The organism is Psychromonas aquatilis (genome assembly GCF_038155185.1).
Classification (GTDB): Bacteria; Pseudomonadota; Gammaproteobacteria; order Enterobacterales; family Psychromonadaceae; genus Psychromonas; species Psychromonas aquatilis.
In genome coordinates this window covers 1-233 of record NZ_JBAKAZ010000251.1, presented here as the reverse complement: position 1 = coordinate 233, position 233 = coordinate 1, and the positions used below count along the sequence as shown (strand labels likewise).

Below are 233 nucleotides of genomic sequence, written 5' to 3'. Positions count from 1 at the left end.
ACACAAGTTGCTTATTCATAAAAACCCACACATTCAGTACATAAATCTGCATATATTTCATAGATTTCTTCACCAAATGTAATTCCTTCATTAGGGCATTCAGGATCGCACATATCGCAATTGATGCAACTATCTACAATTAATAAAGCCATATTATTTACTATGTGGATGACGGGTATCATTACCCTGCACAAGATTACGCATTAATAAACCATGCTCTAATTCAATTTCTT

Annotated in this window: 1 pseudogene; it reads right to left on the bottom strand. The window is 33.0% G+C overall.

Features of this window, described 5'->3' with window-relative positions:
* Positions 1 to 14: 14 nt before the first annotated feature.
* Positions 15 to 152 (bottom strand): annotated as a pseudogene (locus V6256_RS15480) (4Fe-4S dicluster domain-containing protein); the annotation flags it as partial.
* Positions 153 to 233 lie beyond the last annotated feature (81 nt).